The sequence below is a fragment of the Mesorhizobium sp. M0802 genome (assembly GCF_040320115.1).
Classification (GTDB): Bacteria; Pseudomonadota; Alphaproteobacteria; order Rhizobiales; family Rhizobiaceae; genus Mesorhizobium.
Genome location: NZ_JAMYOY010000023.1, coordinates 1 through 12,433, shown reverse-complemented (window position 1 = coordinate 12,433; position 12,433 = coordinate 1). Strand labels below are relative to the sequence as shown.

Sequence of the window (12,433 nt, the reverse complement as noted above, 5' to 3'; positions counted from 1 at the left end):
CGCGCTCCGGCAGTCATGGTGTTCGACGTAGCTCCTCGGCGCAGCTTCGGATCTCGTGGGCGACGAGAGTGAAAAGCAGCGCGAGCTTTTCGATTGGAACCTCTTGGAGATTGGGGGCCGCCGACACCAGGTCGTTGAGCCCTTCGAATGCAAGCACTGCGTAGTCCAGCCGGTCGATCGGCTGTAGAGTTCCTGACATTTAGTCTCCCCCCGGGGAAAGGCCTTTTCGTTGTTGCTGGCTGCGTCGCGCGCGCCGGCCGTCCTGGTGGCCGGACGAACGCAGGTTGGTAGACCGCATGGAAACGGCAAGCCTTTCGGCTTCCCGCGTCGCCCGACCAGGACGCTCCATGTCGGGCTACCAAACCCGGCTCCGCCTTTTTCGCGGAGCAGGCTGACGATAGACACGAAAGGGCGAAGGCTGAAAGAGAAATAACGGCCTCTCCCAGTGCTACCCACATGTTGGTTAGCAAGTTCTCTGTATTGGACAGTGTTCGTCATCAATAGCTCCTCGGCGGCACGAACAGACAGATGGTTTTGCCCGCATCGAGCCCGGCCTGGTGAGCGCACCAATGGAACAGCCCATCAGGGCTGTTCTTGACCCGTTTGTCGGACATCGGGATGACTTCGCCGGTGTGGGCGATCACATAGCCCTCGGGCTTCTCCAAGACCTCGCCCGACTGTGTGGTGCGGCAATCGTAGTTGGCGCAGCAGGCGAAGGGATATGACCAGCCCTGAGGCGCGGCGGCCGTGGGCGTGGCATCGTGGGCGAACGCGGGGATGGAAGCGAGCGCGCTGCAGGCGAGGAGGAGGCTCTTGATCATGCCGCCAGCTCCTCCGCATCGTCCAGGACCGCGTCGACTAAGTCGCTTTCAGCGACGGCATCGACGATCATCCAGGCAAGCGTTTCGCGGGTGATGCCACGACGCCGCGCATGCGGTGCTAGGCGCTGCAGAAGTCCGATCGGCAGATGAACCGTCCGGCCGACGCCGTCGCTGCGTTGCGATTTCGGCGCAAAGCGACGAACCGAACATTCCAGCGCCGAGACGGTCGAGGAGGAGATGCCAATCCGTTGGGCAATGGCGGTGGTCTCCATGCCCTGGGCGCGGAAAGCAGCAATGGCGGCGGTGCGGCTTGGATATCCGAGCGTTGGCTTGGCGCTGCTCATTGACCGGCCTCCCTCGGCTCGATCGTCACCGGGCCGGAGCCGTGCGGGTTGAAGCCGTCGTCAGCTGCGATGCGTTTGCACGCGGCCGTGTGCCAGTTCCGCAGCGCGGCCGTCGTGCCGCCGGTCGAGGTCGCCCGAACGCCCGCCATCTTCACCGAGACCTCATGTGCCGGGCGGTCGTTGAACCGAGCGCCTTCCTCGTTGGTGAAGTACGCGATCAGCTTCTCCTGGGCGGCAGCGGTGCGCCTCCGCCATCCGTCATAGTCGGTATGGCTGTACTCGCCTTGCTCGGCGTTGGCGGCTGCGAGCTTCTCGTCAACGACCTGGACTACGCGCTGCAGAGTTTCGATCCAAAGCGTGTCCATGGGATCAGGCCTCCTGCAAGTCGACCGGAGTGGTCGCTACGGCATGGCGGGTGATTACGGTGGCCAAATCCTCAAGCACGCGGGCGGCGGTATGGAAGGCGCCGTCCTCGGCATAGATCTTGGCGAGATCGGTTTTCTCCTGGATCACGGCGTGTATCGACTGAGTGTCGCGGTGCTGGGAAAAGCGGTTGGTTTGCTTGGCCATGGTCATGCCCTCGCCAGGTCGATGGTGACGGGGCGCCATTCGGCGTCCTGGCTGTCACGCTCGTAGCAGCGGACATAGGTCTTCGAGCCGATCACGCGCATGGCGTCACGGATGGCCTCCATGGCGCGCTGCCAGCGCACGTCCTCGATGTCGAGGCGCAGCAGCATGAAGATCTCGGTACGGTTGATCTGCCCCTGCTTCTCGACGTTGAAGGCGCGCGAGATGATCGACCGGATTTCAGTGCGGCTGTCGGCCGACCACTCGGTCAGGCACTCGTCGATCAGGCCCTTGGCTACCTGCAGCTGCGAGCCGAAGTCGATCAGATCGGCCACCTGCACCGACACCTTTTTCAACCCGTCGAAGGTCATGAAGGTCTTGTTGCCCTTGGCGCCGCCCTTCGTCGCGCCATACTCCTGGGCGAGCAGGGCCTCGAACGAAGAGAGATCGTCAAACGTGTGTTCCTTGAACCGCCCGATCTGCGCAGACAGTTCGACGGCATGGCCGATGATCTTGCGAACCGTTTCGTCCTCAAGTTTGTGGACGGGCTTGATGGCCTCGATCGGCACCAGATTGCCCTTTGCGTCGGGCATGTAGGACTTGCCGGCGACGACGATCGCGCCGGCTTCAGCTGCTGCTTGCATGGTCATTCTCCTGTTGAATTGGAATTGGGTGGATGAAGGCGAGAAGGTCGCGGACGGCGGCCATCTGCAGAGCGACGTGCTCCTGGTGCTCAGCATCGGCGGTGTCAGCCCAGGGCATTGCCCGTTCGAGCGCCGAGACCAGGAGGTTGGCTTCCAGCACGATTGCCCAAAGACCTTCGGTCGCCTTAGCCAGGGCGTAGATCTCGGCGATGGTTGCCCTGGGCGCATTGCGCTCGGGCTTGGTGATGATGCGGCTGCAAAGCTCGATCATGTCGAGCCGGGAGACCGCGGCTAAAAGCGCCTCACTTGCGGGCATAGCGAGCCTCCCGCAGGTCGATCAGCTTGCGAAGTTCCCTGGTCGCGTTGTCAAGCTCCCAGCGGGCACGGCGTTCGCCCTTTGTGTGAATAGACGCATCGACCTTGTCGAGCGCTCGACCGAGCACGCCACAAGCCACCATGATCGCCTCGTCCTTTGGTGACAGCGGGCGAGGCTGCAGCGGCTTCCTGACCACCAGCGCTGCCGCAATCAGCGGCAGCATCTGTTTGGCGATCAGCGCGGCGCTAGCTTCAGCCTCCTGTTGGTGGCCGGTCATCATGCCGCACCGCCTGGCCGACCGTCCGAGAACGGGCGCGGGATCACCGGGAACAGGCAAATGTTCGATCCCGGCTGGAAGGCCGCCTCGGCGATGCGCTCGGCCTCGGCGTCGCGCTCGATGCGCGCGGCGTCGTTCCAGAGCTTTGCGCTTAGCTGGTTCTCCAGGGCGCGGGCTGCATAGCGAAGCTGCTTGATACGGTCGCTCAGAATACGGGCGTCGCACGGATCGAGGATGCGGGGTTCGTGCTTGAATTCGTCAAGCAGGCCGTCGATTTCGGCCAGGCCGTCCGACAGTTCGAGGGACATTCTCTCGCCCATGGCTATTTTCTCCTTTGGGGGCAGGTTTTGCAGGCGTGGAAAAGCTGGGCGCGGTGCCGCGACGTGGCGCGGAACGGCTCCTTTTGTTCGGTGAGGCAGCGGTCGCGGCCGATCTCGCCCAACACCGGGCAGTCGACGGTCATCGACATCAGAGCGCCGCGCACCATCTGCTCGACGCGGCCGAGGTCGCCCTTGTATTTGCCGCTTACGATGGTCGAGACGGCGGACGGGCTGTAGTCGATCCGCTGGGCTGCAGCCTTCAGCGACGTGGCGTCGGCCAGAGTTGCCAACTCCTCGACCCAATCGGGCAGCGGCGTCCAGGCCTTGGTCGCGTTGGAGATATACGACCCGAACACCGGCCGCTGTTCCTTCGCAGGGCCACGGTTCATGGCTTCACCTCGAAGGTGACCGATGGGCCGACGACAGTTTTCTTGTTCGGGTCGTAGACCAGCTTGGTGGCGAGGATTTTCGGCGCCTGGAGGCCGAGGTTTCGGACCAGGCGATAGGCCCCTGGATTGCCCGCCACGATGCCAGCCGCCGACAGAGCCTGGAGATAGGCCTTTACCGTCCCTATCGCGACGTCAGGGCAATGCTCCGACAGATCGGCATGGCTGAACACCTTGGCCATCTTCATGGCGCGCCAGAGCTGCTCTATGCCCAACTCGGGCATGGCTTTGCCGTCCCGCGAGATCCGAGGGGCGACGAGCGGACGCCTGACCAGGCGATAGATGACTGCTGCAGGAAGATTGCCGCCGCCCACATTGCCGGCGGTTCTCGTTTCGACGACCTGGGCGATGCCGGCGAGCTTGAGCCTTCGCACATAGCGGCCGACCAGGCTGGTGCTGACATTCGTCCGGTCGCAGATCTGCCGCACCGTCCAGGGGCCGCCGAGGTCGAGATCTCGGATGATCGACCAGTAGCCGGCCTCGCCACGCGGAACGGCGATGCTGATCTGCACCATGTCCACAATAGCGCGAAGGCTCATGCTGCCCGCCTCGCGCTGAACTTCGGCGTCGCGTTGATGACGCCGGCACCGCCGAATGTTGCGAGGTCGACCGTGGTCGCACCCGTCAGCTGCGCTACCTTGGCGACGGTCGCGAGGTTGATGACGATGCGCCGCGTGTTGCCCTTAGTCTTGTCCAGGATTGCGGCGGCGAGATCCGGCGCGACGGTGACGCCGTTGCAGCGGTTCTTGACCAGCAGTTCGAAGTCGACGGCATCGCAGGGGACGGCGGGCAGCCATTCCAGGACGCGGTTGTGGACTCGCTCGAATGCCTCCAGGAGGCGCGGCAGGTTCTCCTCGCCGATCATGATGACCGGTGCACCCGACTTGTCGGACAGCTCGCGCATGAGGTCGACGAACCGCTTGTGGGCGATGAAGTGGGCTTCGTCGATGATCAGCGGCCGACCCGGATCGGACACCATCAGCATAATGGCCTTGTTCTTCAGATCCTCGATGGTTCCGCGCGGGTTGGGCTCGCCGAGTTCCCTCAAAATATCGCAGAGCAGCGAACGGGCCGTGGTGAACTGGCCGCACTCGACATAGGCGGCGCGATACTTGTTGGCGCCATAGACTGCGGACTCCGTCTTGCCCCAGCCGGAAGGGCTGAAGTAGGCGGCCAGGCCGGGCAGCCTCGGATCGCGTTCGACCATCGTCTGGAGCAGCGTGGCGAAGGCGGCGACGTTCTTCAGCGGCGCCGGCCGATTGACTTTCGTGGGTTGGTTCATCATTTTCCTCGTTGTGCTGTGCCGCTTCGGCGGCGCGTTCTTGCGGAGAGCCCGGTTTGCAGACCGGGCTTTTCCGTTACTCAGGACAGGTACGCGTCCCCAAAATCCTCATGGATCATCGATTGGGTCTTGAACTCGGGCGACATGACGTAGCCGCCGAGCCACATGGCGTCGGCGGCGGACAGCTCGCCGGCCTGCATGCGGTCGCGGAAGAGCAGCGCGCGGCGGTAGCGTTCCATCGGCGTTTCCGGCAGGGCGACAACGTTGTCAGGCAAATGCGCGGTGCGCTCCGCCTCGATCTCGGCCTGGCGGGCCTTGAGGATCGCGTCGGTGCTCGCCACCAGCTCCGCTTCCTCCTCGGCGCGCATCTCGTCGATCAGCCGGCGATGTGCAGCTGCGGCAGCCTGGTCGAGCGGTGCCGTTGGGTTGATCTGCTCCGACATGGCCGCGATCGCCGCGTCGATCTGTGCAGTCGAGTGCGCTTCCTCGCGGCGTGGCAGTGGGATGACGTTCGGTGCGTCGCGGCGTGCCACTTCCAGGGCACGCTCGATGAGCGGCTTGCCCCTCGCCAGGCGCTTCATGTCGGCCTTGAGGTCGCGCGCCTGTTCGTTGACCAGGTCGGACCGGATTTCCTTGGCGGCACGGTGGAACGTCTCGGGATGGATGCCGGCGAGATCCGGGCAAGTGGCGTCGCCGAGGAACTCGGCGCCGTCCTGGGCGAAGGCGTAGGCGCGCCCGGCGTCATTCGGGTCCATGCGCACGAAGACAGCGGTGCCGGGCATGATCGACGGCGTCTGATAGTAGTTGTCGGCAATGCGCACGCCGCGCTTGGTGACGATGCGCTGGCCGCTGTCACCGGCTACCGGCATCAGCAACAGGTCGAGGGCGCGCTGATCGACCTTTCGCACCGGCTTCGACGAGGCGAGCGCAGTGGCGAATGGGGTCGCGCCCTTCAGGCCGGCATGCGGGCGGTGCTGGTAGATCGTGCTTGCCCAGTCGTCGACATGCTTCTGCAGCTCCGGCCCGGTCAGCGTGACGCCGAAAACCTCGGCCTCGGTTTCGCCAAGGCGTTGCGAAAACGACTTGCGGCTTTCGATGGCTTTGCGATCGGCGACGTTGTGGCCGACAAAACCCGGCAGCAGGGTCGCCATGTCATGCTGGAACGTCTTGATGACGCGCTCGACATGGCCCTTCTGTTCGGGCGAATAGGCGTCCGACGTTTCGGCCTCGATGCCGAGCGAGACGAACAAGCGGCTGGTATCCTTGGCGACGAAATCGGAGCCGTTGTCGGTCTTGATGACCTCCGGGACGCCCCATTCCAGGATGGCCTTGCGGATCAGCAGTGCGACCGCCGAAGCACGCGGCGTCCGCGACAGCAGCCAGATGCTGCGGCGGGTGGCGATGTCGATGCAGGCATAGACCGAATGGCGGCCGTCGGTGCAGAGCGCGTCGACCGGCGAGGCGTCGATCTGCCAGAGCTGGTTCGGATCGGTGACGTGGCGAAGCATGCCGACGCCGGCCGGCGCCATGTGCGAGCGATATCGGTCGGGGTTGGTGAGCTTCAGCAGCTCGACCTTGTGGGTTTCCTTCAGCCCTTTCAGTGCATGCTGGAAGGTGCGGACCGGCGGCATCGGAATGACCGTTTCAACGCCCTTTGAAAGCGCCTTCAACGTGTCGCCGAACTCGGAGCGGCAGAGCGTCCTGACGTGGTGCCCCGAAAGATGCGGCTGCTGGGCTATCAGCGCCAGCATGAAGGCGCGCACGGCGCCGCCATTGGCGGTTTCGAGCACGCCCGTGCCCTTTCGCGCCTGGGCGGGATCGTGCGCCAGCGCGTTGACCTTGCCGTCGCGCTTTTGCGACTGCCAGCGGGCGAGCGAGCGCTTGGACAGGCTCGGGATGATCTCCAGCGCCCACGGCTCGATGTTGAGCGAGCCGGCATTGTACTTGTCGGTGAAGACCTGGACGCGGGTGGCGTAGCCAAGCTGCATGCCGCGGGAGAATTTTTCGAAGGCGGCGACGATCGCCAGCCGCGCATCGCGCTCTTCCATGGCGCGCGCCGACAGGCTGGCGTCGGGCGAGCCCTTGGCCGGCTTTACCGGCAGCTCGATGACGATGTGACGCTGCTGATAGGCGACCTGGGCGAGCGTCGGAAACAGCGAGACATGATACTCGGTGGCGCCGCCACGGCCGGCGCGGGCGCGCGCCTGGGTCAGGCGATCGGCCCAGCCTTCGCGCTGGGCCATGCGGATGACGGCGCTTTCCGTTGCCGGCATGTCGGGCAGCTGCTCGGCTGCGATCTCGCGGGCGGTCAGCCAGTCTTTCATCGCACCGACCTATTGATCTCGGCGCGCAGCTCGGCCGCGTTCATTGCCTTGCGGGCGACAATGTCGAGCACACGTCGGCGCTCGGTGCCCATGCCTCGGTCGAGCACCTTGGCGAAGACCATCGCCAGCGCCATCGTCTGCTTGGAGGTCAGGCCGGTGACGCCGATGGCTGCCAGCGCCTCGTCGATCTCGTTGGTGAAATCGAGGATCATGGCTGCACCTGCGGGAAGCCGTCGTGGGTTCGACCATCGAGCAGGCGGCCGGCATCGCCCTTCTTCATCCGCAAAAGCGTCGTGCCGTCGCTCTGATGCTCGAACGCGTGCCCGAGGAACTCCGCCAGCCAGGCTGCGTCACCGAAATTGAGAGGAACCGGCGGAACCCACACCTGACCGTCGCGCATGATCCATGCGGTGCCCGCTTTGGTCGCTTCGGCAATGCGGCCCGCGATCTGGTCGGCATCGATCAAGCAGCCCCACTGCTTGAAGAGGTAGGGGATGGCGTTCGCCGCACAGAAATCGCGGGTAGCGCGGTGCCAGTCGGGATGATGCGATCGGGCGTCTTGGCCGCTCTCACCGCCGGATACAATCCAGTTGAGGAACTCCCAGCCGGTCCAGTCGACAGGGCCGAGGGCTGGCTCGTAGCTGACCCATGTTTTCCAGCCCATTTCTGAAAGCCGGCGCAAGCTGTCGCGGCGCTCGTCGGCGCGGGCCTGGTCCTCGATCGAGCAGCCCAGCAGGGCATTCTTCAGAGGAGAATGAACGGCCAGCCAAAGCGAGGGGTCTTCGCCAGGATGTCGCGCGGCATAGATCGCCTGAGCCGTTCCTTCGATCAAGGCATCGCGCCAGCCGGCTCCGGCAAGCCTCTGATCGCCGTTTTCGATACTCTCGAAATATTCGAGCATCCGGCCCGGTCGCTTGGTGAGCACCTGAAAGATGTGCTGCGGCGCCAGCGCCATGACGGCGAAAATCTGGTCGATCCACTCGTCCGGCACCGCCTCGTAGAACAGGTCGGCATGCGCGCAGACGAAGATCATGCGCGGCTTGGTCCAATGCAGCGGCTGGGTGAGCCACGCTTCGTTGAACTGAACCTGCCCGTTCCAGACCGGGCCGTTCTTGGTGTCGATGGTCAGGCCTTTGCGGCTCCAGTGATGCTTCAGCCGGGTGCCGGCGAGCTTCATCGCGTAGCAATGCTTGCAGCCCGGCGACTTGACCTGGCAGCCGGTGATCGGGTTCCAGGTGGCGTCCGTCCATTCGATGGTGGTGCCGTCAGCCATTGGTGCCCGCCTTCCGGTTGTGCTCGGACACCAGCCAGTCGATCGCCTGGCGCATCGTCGGGAAGCGGCCTTCGTTCGCTTCGCTGACCGACTTGCGGTGGATCGAAAAGGCAACCCAGCGCTCCGCCGGCTTGTTGCCGACGAATTTGCCGACATTGCCGGTGGCTACGTCGTCGAGCGCGATCTCTCTCATGGATAGCGCCGCTCAAGTTCGCGCGCGCCCGCCGCCACCTCGGAGGATGGTCGGCGGGCGCCGTCGAGGGCGGCTTGGGAGCTGCGAGCCTCGGGTGTTTGGGGAAGCTTGCTGATGACCACGCTGATGTAGGCAGCGAGCTGCTCTTCCAGATGCTTCTTCGTGTCGGCATCTTCGCAGCGGCTGCACTCGATCTTCATGCGTGTGAGCAGTCCGGTGTAGCCCTTCGGCAGTTGGAAATAGTGGTCGACACAGAACACTCCGTGCCGGCCGGTAGTGTCGTCCGGGCAGGATGGTGCGGCGCATTTCGTCATGACCAGATCCACCCTTTCAGGACATGCTTGCGCATGCGGCGGCGGAACACGGCACCGGCGGCGAGGCGCCGGGCCTGCTGGCGGGTGAAGAGCAGGTGCACCCCGTAGAGGATCGCCCCGTAGAGGGCGGCACCGCATAGACCGTAGGCAAAGAGGCTCATTGCGAGGGCCTTTCAGCGTTTGGCTCTGGAGCGCGCGTGCAGCGCCGCCTTGCGGGCGGCGATGTCGCGCTCGTGTTCTTCGATCAGGCTGATTTCGATGATGTCGGCGTACTTCTCGGGCACGACCGCGTAGCCGAACTTTTCGGGCACGAAGCCAAGCAGGCCGTCTGCCTGGCTGGCGTCGATCAGGGCGATGAACGCGTCGAGCGGGATCCGGTGTTCGTCGCTGCTTTCCGACGACCACTTGTTGAGCATGCCCTCCGACACTTGGCGGCCGAGGTAGACCGACATGCTCCGGGCGATCTCGGCGCGCGAACCCTTGCCCTCGTCGCGGCAATCGCGGAGCGCACGGCTCACCAGCCGGGAAATCTGGTTGTCGAGATCGCCACGGCCGGCGACATCGGCTGCATAGCCGACCGCGACCTTCGGCGGTTCCCATTCGAAGAGGTCGGCGGTCAGTTGATCGCGGCGCGAGCGGACCATCAGCTTTTCCGCCCTTTCATCCACCGCTGGATGGCGGCTTCATGCAGGGTGAAGAAACGGTCCTGTTCGCTCTCCTTCAGCTTGGAGAACTCGGTGGCGACCTTCTCCCACTTCGGTGCGGTCGCCGGCTTGGAGGTCCGGTCGATGACGGCGATGGCGTCGCTGACCGTCTGCGGCGCGTCGGCCGCTGCCATGGTGAGCAGGCGCGCAATGGCGGCCTGGCGCTCCAGCGGTTCGGCCGCGAGTTGCAGCAAATCGGTCTGGCTGTTGGCGACCGCGTGAAGCGAGATGTCCTGGCGGATCGGCTCCGGAATGGTGGCGATCTTCAGCGCGTGGAAGACGCTGCGGCGGGATATGCCGAGCACCGCCTGTGCGGCCTCGGAGAAATTGAGTGCAAACTTTGCACTCAATTCGTCATCCTCGACGATCTCTCTCGTCTTCTTGCGGCCGGTTTTGCCGGTGCCGTGCTCGGCGTCATAGATGTCGCGCCAGTCGGCGATGTCCTTCGCGCGGTCGAGCACCGACAGCTGGCGCCGGATCAGGTTCTCGGCGATCTCGCGCTTGCGGATCTGGGTTTCGGTGGCGACGTCCTTGGGATCTTTGACGAACGCGTCGATCTCGTCGCTCCCGAGGCCGGAAACGGCGGCGAGCCGGTGCCCGCCGAAGATCAGCCGGTATTCGTAGCCATCGGTCTTCTCGGGCACGACCTCGATGGGGATCATGTGGCCGTTGCCGCCCTGAATGTCGGCCATGATGGTCGCCACCCAGGCGGGATCGAGCCGGCGCCGGTTCGCGGGCACCCGAATTTCAGCAATCTTGATCTTGGTTGGTGTCACGTTCCGCAGGCCCCTGATTGAATTCCCCCGTCTGCGCATGCTCTCGCGCTAGACAGCGGGCTCAGGGCGCCCCGGATGCGTTGTCTAAAATGAGTGCAACTTTTGCACTTCCGCTGCGACCGGCCGAACTGGTAGTGTCGACCTCGTCATGACGGCCTCTTGTGTAGAGAGTCGGGAAAAGCTCGCGGAATGGTTTGTTCAGGGCTGCGGCGATCGCCTCGGCTCCTGGGCGGCTCAAGCCGATGATGCCTTGCCTGCAGGCGCTGGAATAAAGCCCAGCACTTTTGGCAATCCCGGTCAGCGTCATGCCACGGCGCCGAAGCTCGGCGTTGATGGCGTGACGGTCCCACACCAGAGGCGTGTTCATGGCGGCTCCACCGATCGTCCGGACCTTTGCACAGGGCCGGATGGTTAAAGTTTTAAACAACACTAGTCGCGACTAATGTCGCACAATTGGGTGAACCTATCAACCCTAAGGCGCAAATATCCACGCGTCAGAGTTCGAGTGTCCGCCAAATTGTGCAAAATTGGTCTAAGACGCTGATATTGCGAGGTTTTCTTGTCCAATGTCACGGAAATCGAAACTCTGACGCACGGTCAGAGTTCGGAGCGGGCGGACATGTCGTTCGCTGAGCGGCTACGAATTGCACTATCGGGCGAATCACCGCACGCGTTTTCGAAGCGGTCGGGGATCGGTGATTCGACGATGCGCAAATATCTGCTGGGCTCAATGCCAGGCCTGGACAATCTGCTGGTCATCGCGGAGGCGGCAAACGTCACTCTCGACTGGTTGGCTGCGGGGAAAGGACCGATGAGCCCGGGGAAGGGCGGCCATACCTTTATGGTGGCTGGCGGTGCGCCTGAAGGCTTCGTATCCATTCCCAAGCTCGACATCCGGCCAAGCGCCGGCGCCGGCAGCATCGATCTCTACGATGAGAGCGAGCCGGACATCTTCGCGTTCCGAGAGGAGTGGTTACGGCGGATCGGGGTCAGCCCTAAAACTGCCCGCCTCATGGTCGCCAAGGGCGATTCGATGCGGGAGACCATCAACGATGGGGACCTGATGATCGTCGACGTCTCAATTCGCGAGTTCATCGACGAGGCGATCTACGTTCTGGTCTACGGCGGCCTGGTGCGGCTCAAACGGCTGCAAATGCTGCGTTCCGGTTTGCTGCTGCTCAAGAGCGACAATCCGCGATACGAGACCGAGGAAGTGCCATTGGCCGAGCAGCCCGAGCTAATCATCGGTGGCCGCGTTCGCTGGGCAGGCGGCGCGATTTAGGGTTTGGAGGGTGTTTTGGACGCGTTGAGCCATCTGAGGTCGAAGCCTATGCTGCTGGTTTTCCTCGGGCTACTGGCCCTGGCTTGGTACAAGGCCGCCAGTGGTCCGCGTAGTTCTGGACTAGACCGGCAGACTTGCGACGAAGCGTTCGATCGGGTTGCCGCCGGCGATCTGGGAGACGCGAAGGAACTCTATCGTGCCACTATCGCCCAATGCATCAAAACGGGGCTGCTCGACCCATAAGCCCTCATTGGCTGGTGCCAAACGAACTTGCGCGGTCGCCGCCGCCGGCTTCATTTGGTGCCAAGTGAAGTTGCGCGGGCCGTTTTTCGAGCCGGCGCCGCTCCGTTCCCTTCAATAGCCGTTGAATGCCTTGTTTTCCGGGCTCCTCGCGGCCGTTCCCGCCGATTATCACCTTTTCCCAGCATTAGCCGGCAGATGCCATCCGATCTTGCGCGTTACAGCTGTAACGCGCAAGATCGGATGGCATCTCTGGCAAAAGGTGAGAGACCCCGCCAGAAGCCGCCAAATACCAAGGGTCAGGTAGAGA

The 12,433-nt window shown here is 63.8% G+C and carries 23 protein-coding genes; 1 reads left to right on the top strand and 22 read right to left on the bottom strand.

Features of this window, described 5'->3' with window-relative positions; translation table 11 throughout:
• Positions 1-13 precede the first annotated feature (13 nt).
• The 21 genes from NKI10_RS26135 to NKI10_RS26035 form a co-directional block, all read right to left on the bottom strand.
• Positions 14-199, bottom strand: coding sequence for a hypothetical protein (locus tag NKI10_RS26135; protein WP_023750285.1), 186 nt, complete (start codon positions 197-199; stop codon positions 14-16).
• A 298-nt stretch (positions 200-497) separates the two neighbouring features.
• Entirely contained in the window at positions 498-821 is a 324-nt protein-coding gene (locus NKI10_RS26130; RefSeq protein ID WP_023750286.1) for a hypothetical protein, read from the bottom strand.
• A complete protein-coding gene (locus tag NKI10_RS26125) occupies positions 818-1,165 on the bottom strand; it encodes a hypothetical protein (RefSeq protein ID WP_023750287.1) in 348 nt (115 codons plus the stop codon). The genes NKI10_RS26130 and NKI10_RS26125 overlap by 4 nt, the downstream gene beginning before the upstream one ends.
• Positions 1,162-1,530 carry a hypothetical protein gene (locus NKI10_RS26120; protein WP_023750288.1) on the bottom strand — a complete coding sequence of 123 codons (369 nt, stop codon included), beginning with the start codon at positions 1,528-1,530 and terminating at the stop codon, positions 1,162-1,164. The genes NKI10_RS26125 and NKI10_RS26120 overlap by 4 nt, the downstream gene beginning before the upstream one ends.
• Before the next feature lie 4 nt (positions 1,531-1,534).
• Complete coding sequence (locus tag NKI10_RS26115; protein ID WP_023750289.1) at positions 1,535-1,741, bottom strand: hypothetical protein; 207 nt, start codon at positions 1,739-1,741, stop codon at positions 1,535-1,537.
• A complete protein-coding gene (locus NKI10_RS26110) occupies positions 1,738-2,376 on the bottom strand; it encodes a DUF3164 family protein (protein WP_245271214.1) in 639 nt (212 codons plus the stop codon). Before NKI10_RS26110 ends, NKI10_RS26115 begins: the two co-directional genes overlap by 4 nt.
• Entirely contained in the window at positions 2,360-2,692 is a 333-nt protein-coding gene (locus NKI10_RS26105) for a hypothetical protein (RefSeq protein WP_156936495.1), read from the bottom strand. Before NKI10_RS26105 ends, NKI10_RS26110 begins: the two co-directional genes overlap by 17 nt.
• The gene (locus tag NKI10_RS26100) at positions 2,679-2,972 is read right to left on the bottom strand and encodes a hypothetical protein (protein WP_023750292.1); all 294 of its coding nucleotides are present in this window, start codon (positions 2,970-2,972) and stop codon (positions 2,679-2,681) included. The genes NKI10_RS26105 and NKI10_RS26100 overlap by 14 nt, the downstream gene beginning before the upstream one ends.
• Positions 2,969-3,289, bottom strand: a complete 321-nt coding sequence (locus tag NKI10_RS26095) for a hypothetical protein (RefSeq protein WP_031245378.1) — start codon at positions 3,287-3,289, stop codon at positions 2,969-2,971. The genes NKI10_RS26100 and NKI10_RS26095 overlap by 4 nt, the downstream gene beginning before the upstream one ends.
• A gap of 2 nt (positions 3,290-3,291) precedes the next feature.
• Positions 3,292-3,678: a transcriptional regulator gene (locus tag NKI10_RS26090; RefSeq protein WP_023750294.1), complete on the bottom strand. Its 387-nt coding sequence runs from the start codon at positions 3,676-3,678 to the stop codon at positions 3,292-3,294.
• A complete protein-coding gene (locus tag NKI10_RS26085; protein ID WP_156936496.1) occupies positions 3,675-4,274 on the bottom strand; it encodes a helix-turn-helix domain-containing protein in 600 nt (199 codons plus the stop codon). The genes NKI10_RS26090 and NKI10_RS26085 overlap by 4 nt, the downstream gene beginning before the upstream one ends.
• Complete coding sequence (locus tag NKI10_RS26080) at positions 4,271-5,017, bottom strand: AAA family ATPase (protein WP_031245379.1); 747 nt, start codon at positions 5,015-5,017, stop codon at positions 4,271-4,273. Before NKI10_RS26080 ends, NKI10_RS26085 begins: the two co-directional genes overlap by 4 nt.
• A gap of 80 nt (positions 5,018-5,097) precedes the next feature.
• A complete protein-coding gene (locus NKI10_RS26075) occupies positions 5,098-7,341 on the bottom strand; it encodes a TnsB C-terminal domain-containing protein (RefSeq protein ID WP_023750297.1) in 2,244 nt (747 codons plus the stop codon).
• Positions 7,338-7,553 carry a hypothetical protein gene (locus NKI10_RS26070; RefSeq protein WP_023750298.1) on the bottom strand — a complete coding sequence of 72 codons (216 nt, stop codon included), beginning with the start codon at positions 7,551-7,553 and terminating at the stop codon, positions 7,338-7,340. The genes NKI10_RS26075 and NKI10_RS26070 overlap by 4 nt, the downstream gene beginning before the upstream one ends.
• Entirely contained in the window at positions 7,550-8,614 is a 1,065-nt protein-coding gene (locus tag NKI10_RS26065) for a phage Gp37/Gp68 family protein (protein ID WP_023750299.1), read from the bottom strand. The genes NKI10_RS26070 and NKI10_RS26065 overlap by 4 nt, the downstream gene beginning before the upstream one ends.
• Positions 8,607-8,807, bottom strand: coding sequence for a hypothetical protein (locus tag NKI10_RS26060; RefSeq protein ID WP_023750300.1), 201 nt, complete (start codon positions 8,805-8,807; stop codon positions 8,607-8,609). Before NKI10_RS26060 ends, NKI10_RS26065 begins: the two co-directional genes overlap by 8 nt.
• Positions 8,804-9,121, bottom strand: a complete 318-nt coding sequence (locus tag NKI10_RS26055) for a hypothetical protein (RefSeq protein ID WP_156936497.1) — start codon at positions 9,119-9,121, stop codon at positions 8,804-8,806. Before NKI10_RS26055 ends, NKI10_RS26060 begins: the two co-directional genes overlap by 4 nt.
• Positions 9,118-9,282 carry a hypothetical protein gene (locus NKI10_RS26050; protein WP_023750302.1) on the bottom strand — a complete coding sequence of 55 codons (165 nt, stop codon included), beginning with the start codon at positions 9,280-9,282 and terminating at the stop codon, positions 9,118-9,120. Before NKI10_RS26050 ends, NKI10_RS26055 begins: the two co-directional genes overlap by 4 nt.
• A 12-nt stretch (positions 9,283-9,294) precedes the next feature.
• A complete protein-coding gene (locus tag NKI10_RS26045; protein WP_023750303.1) occupies positions 9,295-9,765 on the bottom strand; it encodes a hypothetical protein in 471 nt (156 codons plus the stop codon).
• The gene (locus NKI10_RS26040; RefSeq protein WP_023750304.1) at positions 9,765-10,601 is read right to left on the bottom strand and encodes a ParB/RepB/Spo0J family partition protein; all 837 of its coding nucleotides are present in this window, start codon (positions 10,599-10,601) and stop codon (positions 9,765-9,767) included. The genes NKI10_RS26045 and NKI10_RS26040 overlap by 1 nt, the downstream gene beginning before the upstream one ends.
• Positions 10,602-10,662: 61 nt before the next feature.
• Complete coding sequence (locus NKI10_RS26035; protein WP_023750305.1) at positions 10,663-10,968, bottom strand: helix-turn-helix domain-containing protein; 306 nt, start codon at positions 10,966-10,968, stop codon at positions 10,663-10,665.
• A 192-nt stretch (positions 10,969-11,160) separates the two neighbouring features.
• On the opposite strand from NKI10_RS26035, the gene NKI10_RS26030 reads away from it, so the two are divergent.
• Entirely contained in the window at positions 11,161-11,883 is a 723-nt protein-coding gene (locus tag NKI10_RS26030; protein ID WP_023750306.1) for a LexA family transcriptional regulator, read from the top strand.
• 120 nt (positions 11,884-12,003) lie between these two features.
• Here the strand turns inward: NKI10_RS26030 and NKI10_RS26025 are convergent, their stop codons facing one another.
• Entirely contained in the window at positions 12,004-12,180 is a 177-nt protein-coding gene (locus NKI10_RS26025; RefSeq protein WP_156936498.1) for a hypothetical protein, read from the bottom strand.
• Positions 12,181-12,433 lie beyond the last annotated feature (253 nt).